The sequence below is a fragment of the Sneathiella sp. HT1-7 genome, from assembly GCF_020731145.1.
Classification (GTDB): Bacteria; Pseudomonadota; Alphaproteobacteria; order Sneathiellales; family Sneathiellaceae; genus Sneathiella.
Map to the genome: position 1 here is coordinate 83,782 of NZ_JAJFZN010000003.1, position 19,615 is coordinate 103,396.

Below are 19,615 nucleotides of genomic sequence, written 5' to 3' on the forward strand. Positions count from 1 at the left end.
TCATGTCAGAAAATGACCTGCTATTTCAACTAAGGAACCTCGCGAGCGGATACGGAAAGGTGCCGGTGCTGCACGGCATTGACCTTGACGTGCAGGAGAATGAGATTGTCGGGATTCTGGGCCATAACGGCATGGGGAAATCCACCCTGCTTAAAACGGCTATGGGGTTCTTGCCAGCCACTGCCGGAAACGCGCGTTACCGTGGCGTAGAAATTACGGGATATTCGCCCCACGATCGGGCACAACTAGGTATTGCCTATGTCCCGCAAGGACGCGGAATTTTCCCGCAGCTGTCAGTTCGCGAAAATCTGCGTTTTGCCTATATTGATAACGGGCAGGGGAGTGAGGCGGACTCCATTGACACAATTATTGGTGATTTTCCGCGGTTAGAACGGCTTTTGGATCGGGAAGGCGGTGCTCTGTCAGGCGGTGAGCAGCAGCTTCTGGCGCTGGCTCGGTGTCTGATGTCCGATCCAGAATTTCTGTTACTGGATGAGCCAACAGAAGGTATTCAGCCGTCGATAATCGAGGAAATAGCCGAAACTCTTTTGCAACAGCGCAAAAGTCGAGGGCTTTCCATCTTGCTTGTCGAGCAGAATTTTGACTTTATATCCGATCTGTCGGACCGGGTATTGGTTCTTGAAAGAGGTCGAATTACTGGCGAACTGTCGCGCAGCGATCTTCTGGATAAGGCGAAAGTGGATAGCTTTCTGGGCTTCGGTACAGCCCGGACAACCCGTAATAGCGCACCTGTCCGCCAGAATACCGCCGCGCCAGCCGTATCCGCCCCTTTAACCGGCCAAAGTGCGCTGGCCGCTTCCGCTCCCTTACACGCACCCACAGCCACGGCCAATAACCAATATAATTTTCCGGTGACGAACATGACAGTGAAACGACCCAGCCTCTCCCAAATGCGCAGCATGGCCGACCGCTTCGGCATGTCCCTGAGCGATGACGAATTGAGGCAGTTCTCCGAAATCATGGAACCCTATATCCAGTCTTATGACAGGCTGGATGCGTTGCCGGACTATTTGCCAGAAGTACGCTATCCACGATCGCCGGGACATCGCCCATCCCCGGCAGAAAATCCGATGAACGCCTGGTATTATAAGACGAACATCAAAGGCGCTATGGATGGTCCGCTGAGGGATAAGAAGATAGTTCTCAAGGATACGGTCTGTTTGGCCGGTGTGCCGATGATGAACGGATCGTCGATTATGGAAGGCTATACCCCTGAAATTGATGCGACAATCGTCACGCGCATTCTCGATGCAGGGGCAATAATTGTCGGCAAATCTCATTGCGAGAATCTATGCCTTTCAGGGGGCAGCCATACCAACTCGACTGGTCCCGTCCATAATCCGTGGAAACATGGATATATGGCAGGCGGCTCGTCAAGTGGTTCCGCGGCGCTGGTCGCCGCGGGTGAAGTAGATATGGCCATTGCCGGAGATCAGGGAGGATCGATAAGAATTCCGTCGTCGAACTGCGGCGTATATGGGATGAAGGCAACGCATGGCCTGGTTCCATATTCCGGGATTATGCCGGTTGAACAAACCATCGATCATGTCGGACCGATCACCAGCAATGTCGCGGACAACGCCTTGTTTCTGGAGGTACTCGCAGGGGAGGATGGGCTCGACCCTCGTCAGAGGGCTCCGAAAACCTATCGCTACACGGAAGCTATTGGAAAAGGCTGCCGTGGACTACGCATTGGCATCCTGAAAGAAGGCTTCGGCCGTCCGGAAAGCGAGACCGATGTTGATGCAAAAGTGCGTGCGGCGGCTGACAAATTCACCAGCCTTGGCGCGATTGTTAGTGAAGTTTCCATACCTGAACATGAACTGGCCGGCGATGCTTGGGTTGCGATCACTGTTGAAGGGCTTCAGGATCATATGATGCATGGCAATAGTGCAGGTACAAACTACGCCGGACTTTACCTTCCATCGATGATCGATCACTTTGCCAACTGGCGCAGCCGGGCGGATGAGTTATCTCATTCGCTTAAGACATGCATGTTCATCGGTGAGCATTTTCAGACGCAATATAGGGGCCGGTTCTATGGCAAGGCGCAGAATTTGATGCGGCTCGTTCGGCTAAAATACAAAGAGGCGTTCCGGCAATATGACGCGCTGCTAATGCCGACGGTGCCGATGAAAGCCCAGAAAATTCCCGGATATGATGTCAGTATAAACGAATATGTAGCGCGCGCTTTCGAGATGGTTGGGAACACCGCGGCTTTCAATGCAGGACATTTTCCGGCCATGTCCATTCCCTGCGGGTTGAGTGAGGGCTTGCCGATTGGAATGATGCTCGTCGCCGATGACTTTTGCGAGATGACGATCTATCAGGCGGCCCATGCATTCGAACAGAGCGGTGACTGGCGGACCTTTTGAGCGGGAGTAAATAAAATGTCCATTCTGAATGAGAGCCTTGCAGATCAGATCGGAAAATCGATGTTTGAGGAAGGACGGGAAAAAACTCACTCTGCCATTATTGCACCGGTAAACAATCGATCCTACGTCGCTGGAGATAAATCGAACCCGTTAAAGTATGTAACAATTCCGGAAATGTTCCGGGAAACAGTTGCTAAGTTCGGACCGAGGGACGCTCTGGCTTTTCCGGCGGATAATCAGACTCTGACCTATTATGATCTGGATCGGGAAGTTGATAGTTTGGCCTCCGGTTTTCTGGCGCTTGGTCTTGAAAAAGGGGATCGTATCGGTATCTGGTCTCCCAACAAGCTTGAATGGATACTGACGCAATATGCAACGGCGCGTATAGGGCTTATTCTGGTCAATATCAATCCGGCATATCGATTGTCGGAATTGGAATACGCGCTGAATAAATCAGGTTGCAAAGCCTTGATCACGGCGGAAAAGTTCAAATCCTCTGATTATCTGAAAATGATCAGAAGGCTCGCACCTGAGCTGGAAAAATGTGAGCCGGGCCGTCTGATCTCGTCGAAGCTACCAACACTGAAAATAGTTATCGGGATCAAAGAAGATCCGGGGCAGGGTATCTTCTCGTTTGATCAGATTCGCACCTTGGGCGGACCCGCACAGCAACTGCGGCTCGATGATATTACCCGGTCCTTGTCTCCGGATGATTCGATCAATATTCAGTTCACTTCTGGAACAACTGGGGCGCCGAAGGGAGCCACGCTTTCGCATTTTAACATCGTCAACAATGCGTCGCATGTCGTCGACCGGATGAATTTTTCGGATACGGAACGGCTCTGTATTCCGGTGCCGCTTTATCATTGTTTTGGCATGGTCATGGGATCACTTGGCTGTGTCAGCCGTGGTGCCTGCATGGTCTTTCCGGGAGAGGCGTTTGACCCTGAAGAAACGCTTGCCGCTGTCGCCAAATCAAGATGCACTGCTCTTTACGGTGTTCCGACAATGTTTGTCGCGATGCTGGATCATCCCAGACTGGAGGAATTTGATCTTTCCACTTTGCGCACGGGTGTCATGGCGGGAGCGCTTTGTCCTATAGAAGTTATGAAGCGGGTGGTGCAGCAAATGCACATGAAGGAAGTGACAATCTGTTATGGGATGACTGAGACCTCACCTGTGTCCTTTCAAAGTGATATCGATGATCCGCTTGAGAAGCGCGTTTCTACGGTTGGCCGAGTTCAGCCGCATGTCGAAGTCAGAATTGTTGACGAGACAGGGGCCGATGTGCCTGTTGGAGAACAAGGAGAACTTTGGACGCGCGGCTATTCTGTCATGCGCGGCTATTGGGAAGATGAGGAAAAGACGCGCGAAGCCATCGTAAATAATGGATGGATGAGAACCGGGGATCTCGCCATTCTGGATGCGGAGGGATATTGCCAAATTGTTGGTCGATTAAAGGATATGATTATCCGGGGCGGGGAAAATATCTATCCGCGAGAAATCGAGGAATTCCTATTTACGCACAACGACATACAAGAGGTTCAGGTTTTTGGCGTGCCGCATGAAAAACTCGGTGAAGAAGTCTGCGCTTGGATCGTTCCGCGAGAGGGGGCAACTCTGACGGAAGAAGATGTTAAATCCTATTGTCAGAACCAGATCGCCCACTACAAGATTCCGAAATACGTGCAGATGGTTCCTGAGCTTCCGATGACTGTAACGGGCAAGCCCCAGAAATTTGTCATGCGTGATGAAATGATGAAAACCCTGGCCGGACGTTTGTAAAAGGGAACCGAATAGACGCAAAGCGGCTGTAGACTATAGGGTACATCTTATTCCTGCTACTCTCTGCCTTGTCGCTCCATTCTAGCTAATCCTGATATATTTCTCTCTGCAGATAATATATCCATCGTCGGAATATAGGAACTCAGAGGCTACTTATCATTGCGTAGGCCATTTAGAAAGATTTTGAGAAAATCATCAGCGATTTTTGTGTAGGTTTCACCGTTTCTGTCCGGTCGCCAATGCGGTACCCAATTGAAGGCGCCAAAAAGGGCTGCGGCTGCTAATTTGGGCTCGCAGGGCGCAATCGAGCCATCTTCAATTCCCTTCTGCAAAAGGTCCCTTATCGTATGGTCGAGACTTCTTCTTCCGTCCCTTAAAATTTTCCGGCATTCTTCCGATAAAACCCGGTCCGTAGATAGTACAAGGCAGGCACCAAATTCATTGGATAGTAAGTCCATATAGCTCCGCATGATCAGTTCGATGCGTTCAAGAGGGGGGAGGTTGTTATTATGGCTATCCGCCATAGTGTGATGCATAAATTCAAGCGCGAGGCGGCTGCATTCAAAAAGAATATCGTCCTTGTTTTTTACATAATAGTACAGTGTTCGCTTGGAGACATTCAATTCCGAGGCAATATCGTCAAGTGACGTTCGGTCAAATCCGTGCTCGTTAAAAAGCCGGGCACCGGTGCGCAATACCGCCATGCGCTTTTGCTCACGGGGGTCATCCTGATCAAGCGTTACCTCGCGCCATGTGTTTGATATCATTTTTCCCGCCTTTTCCCTGACTCAGGTCTCGTCTAAACAACCTCGATTACTTATGCAAGTTGCTAGAAACCGTGAGTATATACCATATTTGTTGACATGTAACCCACTGGTGGGATACATTTTTGAAAAATAAGAATTATGCTTGAAGATGCGAGTTTAGCAGGTAGGCTTCAGGGCGATTTGGGGAGGCAGTTTTATGCAGCTAACGTCTGTTATCAGAAGGGCCGCTCAGGTAAATCCCAAGGGAATGGCGACCGTTTACAAGGGTAGGCAACAGACTTGGCATGAATTTGTTGAGCGGGTTGCTAAGCTGGGCGGCGCGCTGCAAAAGTTGGGAATGAAAAATGGCGATAGGGTCGCCATGCTTGCGTTGAACTCAGATCGTTATTTGGAATATTTTTTCGGCGTATTATGGGGTGGTGGTGTCATCGTGCCGATGAACTTGAGGTGGTCGGCGGCGGAAAACGCCTACTCCATCAATGATTCCGGCATTGAGATCATGCTCGTCGATGAAAATTTTGCAGCTATGGTGCCGGCCATACAGGAAAATTCGGAGTGCCTTAAAACGTTGGTCTTCGCAGGGGAGGGTGAAATCCCGCCCGGCATGGAAGACTACGAGAAAATTTTGGGTGCATCAAAGCCTATTGGGGATGCAAACCGTTCAGGAGAAGAACTCGCCGGTATTTATTACACCGGCGGGACAACGGGATTTCCTAAAGGGGTGATGCTGTCTCATCGGAGCCTCTACGTTAGTAATCTGTCCTCTTGCCGCGAATTTTGTATGCCAGATGGCGCACGGTACCTTCATGCCGCACCCATGTTTCATCTGGCCGATGGGGCGGCATCGCTTGCCGTGACTTTTGCGGGCGGAACACATATCATGATCCCAAGCTTCACGCCCGAAGGCGCGTTGGAGGCAATTCAGGAGCATAAACCGACAAATGTGCTTTTGGTGCCAACCATGATTCAGATGCTGATACAACATCCTGATTTTGAAAAATATGATACCTCTTCATTAACGACGATAATGTATGGCGCGTCTGCCATTAGTGAGGCCATGCTAGTCGAGGCAATGACCAAGTTGCCGCATACGAAATTCGTTCAGGCGTATGGACAAACCGAACTAAGCCCTGTTGCGACAATCTTGCCGCCAGAATACCACGTAACCGAAGGGCCAAACGCCGGTAAGTTACGCTCTGCGGGCAAGGCAGTCGGAACATGCGAGTTAAAAATCGTTGATGAAGACGGGAATGATGTTCCGACAGGCACTGTGGGCCATGTTACCGTGAAAGGGCCGATCACCATGCTTGGCTATTGGAATAAGCCGGAGCAAACAGCGGAGGCGCTGCAAGATGGCTGGGTTTATACCGGTGACGGCGGCTATTTGGACGAAGATGGTTTTTTGTTCATCGCGGACCGTATGAAGGACATGATTGTGTCCGGCGGGGAGAATGTATACTCCGCCGAAGTGGAGCAGGCCGTAACAAAACATCCTGCTGTAGCTGAATGCGCGACCATTGGCATTCCTCATGAAAAATGGGGGGAGAGTGTGCATTCCATCGTCATCCTGAAGCCGGGAGAGACCGCAACGGAAGAAGGAATTATCAAGCATTGTCATGATCTGATCGCGGGTTACAAATGCCCGCGCAGCATCGAATTTCGAACCGAACCGATGCCTCTTTCTGCGGCGGGGAAAGTCCTGAAGAAAGATTTGCGGGCGCCCTATTGGGTAGGCAAGGAACGGAACGTCAACTAGGTTTTATCAAAAAAGAAAGAGAGAAATCATGGGTAAGAAAATCGTTGTTGCAGGTGTTGGAATGACATCTTTCGTAAAGCCGGGTCAGAATGAGGCCTATCCGGTTATGGGCGTGAAAGCAATCAACATGGCGCTGGAAGATGCTGGTTTGGACTATGACAAAATTCAGCAGGCTTATGCCGGATATGTCTATGGTGATAGCACTTGCGGTCAGCGAGTTCTTTATGAAGTGGGGATGACGGGTATTCCCATCGTAAATGTAAATAACAATTGCTCAACCGGTTCCTCCGCTCTTTTTCTCGCGCGTCAGGCAGTCGAATCCGGTGTGGTCGACTGTGCACTGGCAGTCGGTTTTGAACAGATGACACCGGGTGCTCTGGCTGACGTTTGGACGGATCGTCCAAGCCCGCTTGGTAAGTTCAATAATCTGACGGATGAACTAACTCAGGACTTTACCTCCCCCATGGCCATTAAGATGTTTGGTGGTGCCGGGCTAGAACATCAGAGGAAACACGGAACTAAGGATGAGACTTTCGCAAAGATCCGGGCGAAGGCAAGCAGCCATGCTGTCCACAATGATAAGGCCATCTTCCGCAAAGAAATTTCCGTTGAGGACGTCATGGAATCCCCAAAAATGACAAGTCTTTTGACGCGCCTGCAATGCTGCCCGCCAACATGCGGTGCGGGGGCTGCAATCGTTTGTACGGAAGAGTTTGCTAAAAAGCACGGCATTGACGCCAGTGTTGTGATCGTCGGTCAGGCCATGACAACAGATTTCGGCTCCACCTTTGATATGAATGATATGATGCGCGTTGTTGGTTATGACATGACCGCCGCCGCAGCCCAGCAGGTCTATGAGCAGACGGGCATCGGACCGGAAGATGTCGATGTGGCAGAGCTTCATGACTGCTTTACCGTAAATGAATTGATCACTTACGAAGGTCTTGGTTTCGCTTCAGAAGGCGGCGCGGAGAAATTTATCTGGGATGCAGAGAATACCTATGGCGGGAAGGTAGTGACCAATCCGTCTGGCGGGTTGCTGTCGAAGGGGCATCCTCTCGGTGCGACAGGGCTTGCCCAGTGCTATGAACTTGTCAACCAGCTTCGCGGCAACTCCGGGAAGAGACAGGTAGAAGAGGCGAAGACCGCGCTTCAGCACAATCTCGGACTCGGTGGAGCCTGCGTCATTACCATGTATCAGGCGGCCTAACCGCTTCTCCCTCTGCGTGTCTTGCTTCGGCAAGGCACGCCTTTCCCTTCGGCAACGGAATCATAACCATGATTGATTTCAGCCATATAGGGCGCGAGTCCGGCACGCATTCGTAACTCTCTAGGCAGCCAATCAGGACGGCGATATAAAACTTGCTGTTGATGCCTTCATCGTCCTTCCCAAACATTAAGAGAAAAGTATGAAAAAATGAGCAAACTTTATGGAAAGGTCGCCTATATCACGGGGTCGGGACGCGGTATCGGCCGAGCCGTCGCCCTTAAACTCGCCAGTGAGGGCGCAAAAGTGGTGGTAAACGATCTTGATGTCGAGCCAGCCGAGGAAGTTGTCCGCGTCATCAAAGCCAACGGCGGTGAAGCCATTGCTGTTCCGGGGAGTGTGACCGAAGCAGGTTTTGCGGATAAATTCATCAATACGGGAATTGATGCCTTTGGCGGTGTTGATATTATTGTTAATAATGCGGGTTACACTTGGGATGCGCTTGTCCATAAAATGAGTGATGATCAGTTCGACGCCATGATCGATGTTCACTTGAAGGCGCCGTTTCGGATTATCCGTGCGGCCTCCGGGTTTATACGGGCAGAGGCCGATAAAGAAGCGGCAGAGGGGCGGGAGGTTTTCCGCAAGATTGTCAATATCTCTTCAGTTGCGGGCACGGGCGGCAATGCGGGACAGATCAACTATTCTTCGGCAAAGTCCGGCGTCCTCGGCATGACCAAGACAATGGCAAAGGAATGGGGACGGCTGAAAGTGAACGTGAATTGCGTCGCATTCGGTATGATCCAGACCCGACTGACCGAGGCGACTAATGAGAAAAAGACAATTGTCGTTGAAGGAAACGAAGTCGGCATTGGTATCCCGGAAAAACTGGTCAGCGGGATGGAGATGATGATCCCGCTCGGTCGCGCCGGCACACCGGAAGAGGCCGCGGACGGTGTCTATCTTTTCTGTATCCCGGAATCCAATTATATCAGCGGCCAGACATTGATCGTTGGCGGCGGATTGACCATTTAGCTTTCACGTTGACGGAGTAGGGCCGCAACTCAGGGTTTGTTGTCGTCCAGGAAAAAAGTTTTATCTTTCCAGACAACTTCGAGCTGACGCTGATTTTTCTCGTTCATCATCGCATAGGCGGTATGAGCATACCCCTTTGCATTTTCGAACCCGACCTTTTTATAGGCCTGTTCTAGATACGCAGTTTGTTCATCAATTACACCGCGCCAAGCGGTTCGCCCCTTTTTGGTTAAATAGAGATGGCGGCTTCGGCGATCCTTAAGATCTTCCTTCTGGGCAATGAAGCCGCCACCGATCAGTGTTTTGATAATCGGACTGATTGATTGTTGGGTGATGTCCAGAAAAGCGAGTATCTCTTTGACGGTTGCCCCAGGTTTCCGTTGGATTACGTATAGTACTCGGAAATGAGGACGACGGAGGCCGACTGATTGAAGGTAGACGTCGCCCACTTCGAGCATGCTATTGTAACCCAAATACATGACCGAAAACAGCCAATGCGCATGATCCTCAGGGCAGAGGTCCTCCTCGTCAAATGCCATTCCGACGCTTACTCCTTGTTTGGGTGAGGCATCTATAATTGACCTTTTCCCATAATTCAACTGCATGATCTAAATTCGAAGGTAGCCGCCGTTGTTGTAGCATGAAACCAATTCTACGAAAGATGGTCGAGCTACTTCGAAAGGCTTGAACAAAACGTTATGTCTTGGCTTGCGAATAGTTGGTCCTTCAAAATCAGATATACGGACAACGGATAAGTCATCCTAAAGATGTATTTATAACAGTATAGCTTATTAGATCAATTATATTGTTATAAATACATCTTATCTGTTACGGGAATGCAGGTTCGCGGCCCATCATAAAGGCTCTAGTCAAGGAAAATGGAGGTGGAATTTCCCCCAGATTAAACCAGCTTTCAACTATAACAAACAATTTGACTTAAACAGGAAGACTGTTATATTTTTTATAAATCTGGGAGATCATGCGGCACAGGCATTGCGCGTGACAAAAAGATTAAAAAAGCGGTTGGGCAAAATTGGCCCGTAATTAAACCATCTGACCTTATAGGGAGAGATCATGAATATTCTTAAGTCTTCAGTTTTAACTGTTGCCTGCGCTGCTGTGCTTGCCATTACGGGCGGCAATTATGCACATTCGGAAGAGGCGGATACCTTCAAAATTGGTGCGGTTCTGCCATTTTCCGGGCCTTACGGCATTATCGGTAAGGGCATGAAACAGGGTGCGCAGCTCGCTATTGATCTGCGGGGCGGCAAGGTTCTGGGAAAACCGATTGAGGTGACCTGGGAAGACAGTGAAACCAAACCACAGCCGGCTGTCCAAAAAGCAACGCGCCTGATATCGGGCGGTGCACAGATGATTTTTGGTGCGGCGAGTTCTGCATCAACAGCAGCTCTTCAGGGCATCACTGAGCAACGCAAAGTTCCCCTTCTTATAACGATTTCTGCTGATGATAAGCTGACGCGCGCAAATGGATATCGTTATTCATTCCGGACATCAAATACGCTCGGAATGGAAATTCGGATGGCGATGGAATTCACCAAGGCCGCAGGGTTGAAGAAAATTTATGGTGTTGGTGCTGATTATGCTGTTACTCGTGACGGTTGGGAAGCCTATAAGGCCGCTGCGGAAGAGGCTGGCATCGAGATCGTCGGCATTGACTATCCGCCACTCGGCAATCGCGACTATTCCGTTATTATCGATAAAATTGCCAAGACGGATGCTGATGGCGTTGTCCTTATCGTGACAGGTAGTGACGGCGTAACGTTCCTGAAGCAGGCCGGTCAGGCGGGCCTTGGGAAGAACAAGACACTGTTCGGTCCGGTTTTGCAGGATGAAGTTCTTGCAGCGGCGGTTGGTCCCGATGCAGTAGGTGCGGCTTCCGGTGTTCGGTATCATTATTCCTTAGACAACCCTGCCAATAAGGCATTTGTTGAGGCGTATCGTGCGAAATATAATGAATGGCCAGATAGTTTCGCCGGTGAAGCCTATGACGGGATGAGCTGGTTCCTTGATGCAGTTGACAGTACGGGCTCCTGGGATCGGGAAAAGTGGGTCGAAGCCTTTGAAGGAAGTGTTCGCGAGAATTCCGTGGAAGGCCGTAAAGAAATGCGTGCCTGTGATCATCAGGCGATGCAGGTTGGCCTTTGGGGTGTTGTTGAAAAAGGCGAGGCTCCATATCCTGATCTGAAAATGAAGATCACGAATATCTTCCAGCCAGAGGCTCTCTTCCCGGCTTGTGAAGAATAGTCTGGCTTAATCAAAATCCGGGCGGCCATGAACGAGTTCTGGTCGCCCCCATTTCCTTTCCAGGTTAGGTGATCCGGCTATGTCTACCATCGTGATAGGCCTGTCCATGGGTATGCTGCTGTTTTTGCTGGCGGCAGGTCTGACCCTTATTTTCGGCATGCTGCGGGTAATCAATTTTGCCCATGGCTCGCTCTATATGCTCGGCGCATATCTCGCGTTTCAGGTGGTAAATATCACCGGAAGCTTTTGGGCAGGATTGATCGCTGCGCCGATTATTGCAGCGATTGTTGGCGCGTTAATGGAGCGTATCGCGCTCCGGCCGGTTTATAACCGCGATCATGTATACCAGCTTTTGCTGACCTTCGGGTTCATTCTGGTGATTGACGAGGCCGTCCGGATCATTTGGGGGCTGGAATATAAACAAATGTATCCGCCGGAGTTATTTTCCGGCGCGATCGAAATGTTCGGTAGTTCCGTGCCAAGTTACCGACTGTTTATTATTGGCTTCGGTGCAGCTGTTTCAGCAGGCCTGTTCTTCATGCTCGATCGCAGTCGATACGGCATGATCATCCGCGCGGCCAGCGGCGACCCTGAGATGGTGCGGACGCTTGGCATTAACGTCTCGCTTGTTCGCACTGGGGTTTTCTCCTTCGGCGCTGGCCTCGCGGCCCTTGGAGGAGCCGTTGCCGGACCGCTATTTCCAATCGAGCTTGGCATGGGTTTTAACATTATCATCGATAGCTTCATTGTCGTGATCATAGGGGGGCTTGGCAACATTCGCGGTGCGGTGTTGGCGGCCTTGTTAATCGGTATGACGCGGGCACTCGGCTATAGCTACGCGCCGAGCTGGGTCGATTTTCTCACCTTTATCCTGTTGATTGGAACTCTCATTCTCCGGCCCGAAGGGCTATTCAGTCGCAAGGGACGTACGGCATGAACGCACAACGCTTAATGGCGCTCGTTGTCGCCATCATAATTTCTGTGCCCTTGATGTTTCCTGATGGACAAAATGTTGGATTAGTGAACGCTATCCTGATCTGGTCCATATTTGCTATCGGCTTTGACTTGGTGTTCGGTGTTGCAGGTATGCTGTCATTCGGACATGCCGCTTTCTTCGGCGTGGGGGCCTATACCCTTTCGCTGCTGACAATGCGCATGGGCTGGGATTTCATTCCAGCACTTGGGGCCGCCGGTTTGGTTGGCGGGGCTCTTGCGCTAGTCTTCAGCTATTTTGCGATCCGGGTATCTGGATTGTTCTTCGCGCTTCTCACGCTCGCGTTATCCCAACTTATTTATATCATGGCGGGAACAAAGCTTCGAATGCTCACAGGTGGTGTCGATGGTATCGCCGGTGTTCCGCGCCCGGACCTGTTCGGCATCGATTTCTATAATGACAGCAACTATTATTTCTTTTTGCTGACGTTGTTCGTGCTGGCATTGCTGATTTCCGGTCTTATTCGGATATCCCCTCTGGGGCAGGCCCTGAAAGCCATTAAGTCCAACGAAGTGCGGGCAGAGCAGATCGGCTTCAATGTCCAGCGGCTGCAACGGTCGGTATTTACTATTTCAGGTATTTATGCAGGTGTGAGTGGCGGTCTACTTGCCTCTCTTATCTTCTATGTCGGACCGCAAATGCTTCATTGGAAAACATCCGGTGATGTTGTGATTATGGTTCTGCTGGGCGGCATGGGAACGTTGTTTGGGCCTATTCTTGGCGTTGCGATATTCGAGATTATGCGTGAATGGCTCTCGACCCAGACATCTCATTGGTACGGCATACTGGGGTTAATATTTATCATTTCCACGATTGCCATGCCGAAAGGTATTGCGGGCATGATTATTCAGCTTTGGAACCGCATCATGCCGGGGAGTAAGCCATGAACACCGCCGCAGAAAATAAATCTGTACTACGTTGTGAGGATATCGAGGTGTCCTATGGCGCCTTCAAGGCCGTCACTAATGTCAGCTATGAGTTCAAACCGGGGTTGTTGTATGGTCTGATTGGACCCAATGGCGCGGGAAAGACGACGCTTATGAATGCGTTGTCGGGCCGGGCGCAACTCAGCAATGGCCGGGTGTTTCTGAATGAGCAGGAAATAACTGGTCAGCCTCCTCATGCGCGCACATGGGCGGGCCTCGGCCGGAGCTTCCAGATTACACAGATCTTCCCTGAGATGACAGTGTTCGAAAATCTGCGTCTTGCGGCGCAAGCGCATCGTTTCAGGCTGCAGCCTTTTTGGCGTCCTGTGAGCAAGTTTAAAGATATCGCCCGTGATGCGGAGCGGGTTCTTTCTGAGATTGGGCTGGAAGGCTTCGGGCATGTCAGTGCGGGAAGCCTCTCACATGGTGATCAGCGTGCCCTTGAAATTGGTTTGGCGCTCTTGAGTGAACCCAAGGTATTGCTACTGGATGAACCGCTCGCTGGTGTTGGTCATGATGTTGCGGAAAAGGCCGTCGAGTTGATCCGTAAAGTTTCTGAGGGACGCACAGTCTTGTTGATTGAGCATAACATGGACGTGGTGATGGAAATTTCTGATGAGATTATCGTCATGCTCGCGGGCGAAATTCTGGCGTCCGGCGCGGCGGAAACGATCAAACGGGATCCGCGCGTCCGCACCGCTTATCTGGGAGAGGAAGAATGAGCCTTCTGGAAATGCAAAACTGTGATGTTTTTTATGGTAAGGCGCAGGCTTTGCACGATGTCTCCATCAATGTGGAAGAGGGCGAGATCATATCTCTTATCGGCCGGAATGGTGCGGGGAAAAGCACCTTATTGAAGGCTATTATGGGGTTGAATCCGATTGCTGCCGGAAAACGTATATATGACGGACAGGATGCGACGAAAGTCGCGACAGAAAAGCTCGGGCGGTCGGGCATTGCCTATGTGCCGGAAGATCGCCGGATATTTGCGACATTAGATGTAGATGAAAATTTGCGAATTGCAACTGTGATGGGCCGCAACGGAGCTTGGAACCTCGATCGGGTGTACGATCTTTTCCCACGTCTGAAGGAGCGGATGAATTCACGCGGTGATACCTTGTCAGGTGGGGAGCAGCAAATGCTTGCTGTTGGTCGCGGATTGTTGACCAATCCGAAGCTATTGTTGCTGGATGAGCCGACTGAAGGTCTTGCTCCTTTAGTGGTTGAGGATCTGATCAATGCCATGGCCCTGATTAACGCCGAAGGCGTGGCAATTCTTCTTGTGGAACAAAATTTGAAAGTGCCTCTCAAACTGGCGAAACGGCAATATATGATCGACAACGGACATATTCGCTGGTCAGGGAAAACCGAAGAATTACTGGCGGAGCGGGAAAAAATTGAAGGGCTTATAAGTCTCTAAACTCGGAGTGAAGAAAATGTCAGACGTGTATATCATTGGAATTGGAATGTCGCAGTTCGGGAAATTCTTGAACCGTTCCGTCAAGGACATGACTGCCGAAGTCGTTGCGGAGGCACTGGAAGATGCCGGTTTGGACCGCGAGAGCATTCAGGCGGCCTTTTTTGCCAATGCCTCCCAAGCGGCGGTTGAGGCGCAATATCTGGTGCCCGGACAAATAGCCCTCCGTGCCGCCGGATTTGAAGGAATTCCGATTACCAATATCGAGAATGCCTGTGCCAGTGCCAGCACCGCGCTCAATTCAGCTTGCGCTTTTGTTCAGTCGGGTCAGGGTGATATCGCGCTCGCAATCGGAACAGACAAGATGAATTCGACGGATCGCGCCCGCTCATTCGCAGTATTTGATGGTGGCTGGGATGTTCATAGGGCGGCAGAATCCATTGCCCGCCTGAAGGATATGTCAAAGGATATGCCTTTACCGCCGGAAGCCGAGGATGATGGCGGGCAGCGCAGCGTTTTTATGGATGTCTATGCATCGCTGGCGCGAAATCACATGAACAGCTTTGGCATTACACAAGCCGAAATTGCCGCTGCCTGTGCAAAGAACCATACTCATTCTCAGTATAATCCGAAAGCGCAATATCAGAACAAGATGACGGTGGAAGAGGTTCTAAAGGATCGTCCTGTTGCTTGGCCGCTTACGCTAGCCATGTGCGCACCGATCAGTGACGGCGCTGCGGCGGCCATTGTGGTTTCGGAAGAAAAGGCGCGGCAGCTTGGACTTGGACGGGCAGTGCGTGTCGCGGCTACAGTGTTGCGCTCAGGTACGAACCGTAAACATGACGAATTTAATAAGCAAATCACACATCTCGCGGCAAATGCAGCTTATGAAAAAGCAGGACTTTCGCCAAAGGACATGGACGTCGCGGAAGTTCACGATGCGACGGCCTTTGCTGAAGTTCTCCAGGTTGAGGCATTGGGCTTCTGTGATTTTGGGGAAGGTGGGCGTTTGTCCGCAGAAGGCCATACTACAGTGGGCGGTCGCATACCCGTCAACCCGTCCGGCGGACTGGAATCCCGAGGGCATCCCATTGGCGCAACCGGTCTGGCGCAGGTTTATGAGCTTGTAACACAGCTGCGCGGGGAGGCGGGTCCTCGACAGGTGGACGGCGCACGGACAGCTATTGCCGAAAACGGTGGTGGATTTCTAGGCTATGAAGAAGCCGCCGCCTGCATCACTATTTTGCAAAAAAACTGATCGACTGCGGGAGAGAATTTCATGCGTGTAATTGATTACTTCGATCGCGGCGTTGCGCTGGATCCGGAAAGGATCTGCCTGAAAGACAACAGCATTTCGCGCAGCTATGCGGAGGTGCAGGAACGCAACTACAGGATTGCCAATGCCCTGATCCGTCTGGGTGTGAAACCTCAGGTGAAAGGCGCTGTTTTTAGTTCCAACGCCGTGCCGGCATTTGAATGCTGTCTTGGTATGTTGCGTGCAGGTATCGTATGGGTTCCGCTCAATGCGAAGAATGAAGTCAAAGAAAACGCCTATATCCTTGATAACTGTGATGTGGAAATACTTTTCTATCATAGTGAATTCGAGGAGAAAGCCGGAAAATTCGCCAAGCTTTGCCCGAAAATCCAGCATTTAATCTGTATCGATAAATCGGGTGGTCGCGGCGTCTATCTGGAAGACTGGATAGAGGGTGAGGAGAGTAACGATCCTGACATTCCGAGTGATCAGGACACGCTTGCGTCAATTTTCTCCTCTGGCGGGACGACGGGCCTTCCGAAAGGCGTGCTCTGGACCAACCGTATATGGGATGCCATGATTACGGCCTTCTATACTACGATGCCGATGAAGAAACCGCCGGTTCATCTGGTTGTTGCCCCGATGTCCCATGCGGCGGGTGTGCTTGCCATTCTCTCTATGGCGAATGGCGGAACTCAGGTCATTCTTCCGCAGTTTGATGCGGAAATGGTTGCGAAGACAATCGAGAGTGAGGGGGTAACGCATCTCTTCCTGCCGCCGACGGCGATTTACATGCTGCTCGCCTATCCGGATGTAAAGAAATTTGACTACAGCAGTCTGGAGCATTTTATCTATGCGGCGGCGCCGATGTCAGTCGACAAGCTGAAGGAATGTCTGGATATTTTTGGGCCGGTCATGAGTCAGTCTTTCGGGCAGGCCGAGGCACCCATGTTCTGCACCTATCTTTCACCTCAAGATCATCTCGTAATAGGCAGTAATACAAAGGAAAAGCGTCTGGCGAGCTGTGGCCGGCAAACCTTGCAGACTCGCGTTCGTATCATGGATGATGAGGGTAATATTCTGCCGCCGAATGAACGTGGGGAAATTGTCGTGCAGGGAAATCTGGTGATGACGGGTTACTATAAAAACCCGGAAGCGACCGAAGAAGTCTCTACCTTCGGTTGGCACCATACCGGCGATATCGGGTATATCGATGAAGACGGGTATGTCTACATTGTCGACCGCAAGAAGGACATGATCATCACCGGTGGATTCAACGTCTACCCGAGTGAAATCGAGCAGGTGATCTGGGGCCATCCTTCCGTTCAGGATTGTGCCGTCATTGGTGCCCCAGATGAAAAATGGGGCGAGGCGGTAAAGGCGGTGATTGAGCTGAAAGCAGGCTGCACACTCGAAGAAGAGGAAATTATCAGCCTCTGCAAGAAAACTCTTGGCAGTGTGAAGGCGCCGAAGTCTGTCGAAATCTGGAAAAGCCTGCCGCGTACACCGGTCGGGAAGGTGCGGAAAAAGGATATTCGCGCCAGCTTCTGGACCAATAAAGAGCGGGCAATCTAGCATCCCGAAGTGAGGGGCTGACGGTCGAAACATATGACCCTGAAACAGCAATAAGAACTGGGGACGTAATGTAATGAATATTTCAGATTTTCTATCCCGCGTAGCACGGGTCTACGCCGATAAACCTGCCGTCTCCCTCGGGACGACACAACTCCATACTTACAGCGAGTTTGCCGATCGTGTGCGAGGCCTCGCGGGGGCGCTTCGCGGTGAGCTTGGGCTGGGCGTGGGGGATCGGGTCGGTCTCGCCATGTTGAATACACCGCAGTATCTGGAAATTCTGGTGGCTTGCTGGCATGCGGGACTTTGTGTCGTGCCTATGAACTCCAAGCTGCATCCGAAGGAATTCGGCTATATCATTAAGAATGCGGGCGTTAAGGCCTGCTTTGTTACCGAAAACTTGATGGATGGTATCAGCGAGTCTTTAGAAACTGTCGACGGGTTCGAGCGGGTTCTGTGCGTAAATGACGATGCCTATGAAGCGCTGCTAAGGCACCCCCCGATTGAGATGGTGGATGTCTCAGAGACGGACCCGGCCTGGATCTTCTATACAAGCGGAACGACGGGCCAACCGAAAGGGGCGACGCTCACGCACCGGACTTTGCTGGGTATGACGCTTAGATATTACGCGGATGTGGATCAGCTCTCCCCGGAAGATACCTATTTTCACACGGCCCCGATGTCTCATGCGGATGGATTATATGCCATTCCGCATCTAATCAAGGCGTCGCACCATGTCGTGCCGGAAAGCGGCGGTTTCGACGTAGAGGAAATTTTTGGACTTCTTGAAACCTACAAAAATGCGACCTTCATGGCGGCACCGACAATGCTGACGCGGATGACGAACCATCCGAAGGCAGGCTCTGCCAAGTCTGAGAATATCAAGACAATCTATTACGGTGGCGCGCCGATGTATCTGGAGGATACCAAACGCGCCCTTGCGACATTTGGGCCCTGCCTGATCCAGATTTTTGGGCAAGGGGAATCTCCTAATACCGGCACCAGCCTCAGTAAACAGCTTCATGCCGATTACGATAACCCGAAGTATGAAAAGCGCCTCTCCAGCGTTGGCCTCCCGCGCACAGGCGTGGAAGTCAGAATTGTCGATGAGGAAGACAATGAAGTCCCGACCGGGGAACTCGGTGAGATTGTCTTGAAAAGTGACGTCGTCATGGCGGGGTATTGGAATAATCCGGAGGCAACAAACCAGGCGATACGGGATGGATGGCTTCATACTGGGGATATTGGATTTCTGGATGAAGACGGTTTTCTCACCCTGAAAGATCGATCGAAGGACATGATCATCAGTGGTGGCACCAACATTTATCCCCGTGAGATCGAGGAAATCCTGCTGATGGACAGCCGTTTGGATGAAGTTTCTGTTGTTGGTCGGCCGGAGCCGGACTGGGGGGAGGAAGTTGTCGCCTTTGTTGTCCTGAGGGAAGGGGAGACGGTTACTCCTGAAGAGTTAGAAGAGCTCTGCCTGAATAACATTGGCAGGTTCAAGCGGCCGAAAGAGTATTTCTTTGTCGATCAATTGCCGAAAAGTAATTACGGAAAAATCCTGAAAACTGAGCTCCGTAAACAATTTGCGAAATGATAAGTCTTCGATTGCAAAGTCAAAAACCTTTTGAGGCTTATTGAATAATCGGGTGAAGATTGTGATATCTACTGGCTTACGGGCGTTCTATTCCGAATAGGTGAAGATTTTACAATAGACGTATTCGTTTCAGCTTTTTCATGAAATGGGTCAAGCAAACTGTCCAGTTCTTGAACGGACTTCAATGCAAGGCGGACGATGAAACAATCATCGCCGGTTACTTTGTCGCAATTCGTAAAACGAGCCTCATCAAGGATCATTCTTTCAACAAGATGTAAACTTCCGGGGCGCGGTTTTATTCTGACGATGGCCTCAAGTTCGTAGCCAAGCGCCTTCATGTCGATATCAATAGTAAATTTTCGGATGACACCGCGGTCTTCCAACCGACGTACCCTGTCCTTGACGCTTGGCGCTGACATTCCGACAGCCTTTGCGAGATCACTCATGCTCAAGCGACCATCTGATTGAAGGTTCTTAAGAATGAGACGATCAGTACCATCAATGCCATTTTCAAAAACTAAGGTCATTCAGAAAAATTCCTAATAAAATATAATTAATATATAAAATTGCCTTACTTAAGTTATGTATATTAGGTTTAATAACCGCCATATTCAAGGCATGATCGTTTTGATAATTG

At 50.8% G+C, this 19,615-nt stretch carries 16 protein-coding genes; 13 read left to right on the forward strand and 3 right to left on the reverse strand.

The genetic code is table 11. The features are described from left to right. Nucleotides 1-2: 2 nt before the first annotated feature. Complete coding sequence (locus LKE13_RS10160) at nucleotides 3-2,396, forward strand: amidase (RefSeq protein ID WP_227950911.1); 2,394 nt, start codon at nucleotides 3-5, stop codon at nucleotides 2,394-2,396. Nucleotides 2,397-2,411: 15 nt separating this feature from the next. Next, on the forward strand, nucleotides 2,412-4,181 hold the full coding sequence (locus LKE13_RS10165) for an AMP-binding protein (protein WP_227950912.1): 1,770 nt from the start codon (nucleotides 2,412-2,414) through the stop codon (nucleotides 4,179-4,181). A 149-nt stretch (nucleotides 4,182-4,330) separates the two neighbouring features. Here LKE13_RS10165 and LKE13_RS10170 read toward each other — a convergent pair whose 3' ends face one another. After that, nucleotides 4,331-4,948: a TetR/AcrR family transcriptional regulator gene (locus LKE13_RS10170; protein WP_227950913.1), complete on the reverse strand. Its 618-nt coding sequence runs from the start codon at nucleotides 4,946-4,948 to the stop codon at nucleotides 4,331-4,333. A 196-nt stretch (nucleotides 4,949-5,144) separates the two neighbouring features. On the opposite strand from LKE13_RS10170, the gene LKE13_RS10175 reads away from it, so the two are divergent. The 3 genes from LKE13_RS10175 to LKE13_RS10185 all read left to right on the forward strand — a co-directional run bounded on the left by LKE13_RS10175 (nucleotide 5,145) and on the right by LKE13_RS10185 (nucleotide 8,946). Continuing rightward, nucleotides 5,145-6,704 (forward strand): acyl-CoA synthetase, encoded by a 1,560-nt coding sequence (locus tag LKE13_RS10175; protein WP_227950914.1) that lies wholly within the window; start codon nucleotides 5,145-5,147, stop codon nucleotides 6,702-6,704. Between the two features lie 28 nt (nucleotides 6,705-6,732). Further along, nucleotides 6,733-7,914, forward strand: coding sequence for a lipid-transfer protein (locus LKE13_RS10180; RefSeq protein WP_227950915.1), 1,182 nt, complete (start codon nucleotides 6,733-6,735; stop codon nucleotides 7,912-7,914). A gap of 207 nt (nucleotides 7,915-8,121) precedes the next feature. Continuing rightward, a complete protein-coding gene (locus LKE13_RS10185; protein WP_227950916.1) occupies nucleotides 8,122-8,946 on the forward strand; it encodes an SDR family NAD(P)-dependent oxidoreductase in 825 nt (274 codons plus the stop codon). A 29-nt stretch (nucleotides 8,947-8,975) separates the two neighbouring features. Here the strand turns inward: LKE13_RS10185 and LKE13_RS10190 are convergent, their stop codons facing one another. Then, nucleotides 8,976-9,485: a MarR family winged helix-turn-helix transcriptional regulator gene (locus tag LKE13_RS10190; RefSeq protein ID WP_227950918.1), complete on the reverse strand. Its 510-nt coding sequence runs from the start codon at nucleotides 9,483-9,485 to the stop codon at nucleotides 8,976-8,978. A gap of 535 nt (nucleotides 9,486-10,020) precedes the next feature. On the opposite strand from LKE13_RS10190, the gene LKE13_RS10195 reads away from it, so the two are divergent. The 8 genes from LKE13_RS10195 to LKE13_RS10230 all read left to right on the forward strand — a co-directional run bounded on the left by LKE13_RS10195 (nucleotide 10,021) and on the right by LKE13_RS10230 (nucleotide 18,978). After that, complete coding sequence (locus LKE13_RS10195) at nucleotides 10,021-11,211, forward strand: ABC transporter substrate-binding protein (RefSeq protein WP_227950920.1); 1,191 nt, start codon at nucleotides 10,021-10,023, stop codon at nucleotides 11,209-11,211. Between the two features lie 79 nt (nucleotides 11,212-11,290). Next, entirely contained in the window at nucleotides 11,291-12,148 is an 858-nt protein-coding gene (locus LKE13_RS10200) for a branched-chain amino acid ABC transporter permease (protein WP_227950922.1), read from the forward strand. After that, entirely contained in the window at nucleotides 12,145-13,092 is a 948-nt protein-coding gene (locus LKE13_RS10205) for a branched-chain amino acid ABC transporter permease (RefSeq protein ID WP_227950924.1), read from the forward strand. The genes LKE13_RS10200 and LKE13_RS10205 overlap by 4 nt, the downstream gene beginning before the upstream one ends. Then, complete coding sequence (locus LKE13_RS10210; protein WP_227950926.1) at nucleotides 13,089-13,853, forward strand: ABC transporter ATP-binding protein; 765 nt, start codon at nucleotides 13,089-13,091, stop codon at nucleotides 13,851-13,853. Before LKE13_RS10205 ends, LKE13_RS10210 begins: the two co-directional genes overlap by 4 nt. Next, a complete protein-coding gene (locus LKE13_RS10215; protein ID WP_227950928.1) occupies nucleotides 13,850-14,551 on the forward strand; it encodes an ABC transporter ATP-binding protein in 702 nt (233 codons plus the stop codon). Before LKE13_RS10210 ends, LKE13_RS10215 begins: the two co-directional genes overlap by 4 nt. 16 nt (nucleotides 14,552-14,567) lie before the next feature. Then, entirely contained in the window at nucleotides 14,568-15,806 is a 1,239-nt protein-coding gene (locus tag LKE13_RS10220; RefSeq protein ID WP_227950930.1) for a thiolase family protein, read from the forward strand. Between the two features lie 21 nt (nucleotides 15,807-15,827). Continuing rightward, on the forward strand, nucleotides 15,828-17,378 hold the full coding sequence (locus LKE13_RS10225) for a class I adenylate-forming enzyme family protein (protein ID WP_227950933.1): 1,551 nt from the start codon (nucleotides 15,828-15,830) through the stop codon (nucleotides 17,376-17,378). A gap of 73 nt (nucleotides 17,379-17,451) precedes the next feature. Beyond that, nucleotides 17,452-18,978, forward strand: coding sequence for a class I adenylate-forming enzyme family protein (locus LKE13_RS10230; protein ID WP_227950935.1), 1,527 nt, complete (start codon nucleotides 17,452-17,454; stop codon nucleotides 18,976-18,978). Between the two features lie 68 nt (nucleotides 18,979-19,046). Here LKE13_RS10230 and LKE13_RS10235 read toward each other — a convergent pair whose 3' ends face one another. After that, entirely contained in the window at nucleotides 19,047-19,505 is a 459-nt protein-coding gene (locus LKE13_RS10235; RefSeq protein WP_227950937.1) for an Lrp/AsnC family transcriptional regulator, read from the reverse strand. Nucleotides 19,506-19,615 lie beyond the last annotated feature (110 nt).